Consider the following 776-nt stretch of genomic DNA (forward strand, 5'->3'; position numbering starts at 1 on the left):
CCCGCGACGCCGCGGCCGCCGCGCACCGGGCGAGCCCCGTCCCGTCCCCGTCCCAGGTCTTCGCGGGCCGCCCCCCGGCGGTCAAGCCCGCCCCGGCCGCGACCGCCCGCACCCCGGTCCCGGTCGGCAACGCGCACGCGACCCCCGCGACGGTGGCGGCGTCCATGAACTCCACGGCGGCGGCCGTGTCGGACGGCAAGCTCGGTCCCGACCGCGACCACATGCTGGAGATCGGCGAGCACGTCGCCCAGAAGTGGATCTTCGAGCGGGGCCGGGACAACATCCGCGACCTGCTCCCCGGCCCGATCCTGCCGCCCGTCATCGACAAGGAGCTGCTGATCGAGGCGGAGAAGGAGCTCGGCGGCTCGCTCCGCCCCTACCAGGAGGCCCGCACCTGGCTCCGCGACGGCTTCTGGGAGCGCGTCTACCGCGAGTTCGGCATCGGCATCGGCAAGTCCGACTGACCGACCGCGCCCGCCGCGCGGAAACGTTGCGCGATGACGCGGACACCCGCGGTCATCAGCCGGTACAGTCCCCGCCGTGAAAAGGGGACCCCACGCGCCACCGCACGGGCCACCGCACGGGCCACCGCACGGGCCACCGCACGGGCGACGATCGCACGGCCGCGCGCTCCCGTTCGCCACCGCACTGGCACTGACCTGCTGCGCCGCCGCCGGATGCGCCGAGGGCGCACCGGCCGGGCGGCCCCGGGGCGGCGGCCCCGGTGAGCCGGTGGTCGCGGTGGGCGGCGCCGTGCCCTACCTTCCCTCTCCCCG

2 pseudogenes are annotated in these 776 nt (G+C 76.7%); both read left to right on the forward strand.

The window, feature by feature from the left end:
- A pseudogene (locus E1291_RS41550) lies at nt 1–464 on the forward strand (NYN domain-containing protein); the annotation flags it as partial.
- A 76-nt stretch (nt 465–540) separates the two neighbouring features.
- A pseudogene (locus E1291_RS43625) lies at nt 541–776 on the forward strand (hypothetical protein); the annotation flags it as partial.

It is taken from the genome of Actinomadura roseirufa (assembly GCF_900659635.1).
Lineage (GTDB): Bacteria > Actinomycetota > Actinomycetes > Streptosporangiales > Streptosporangiaceae > Spirillospora > Spirillospora roseirufa.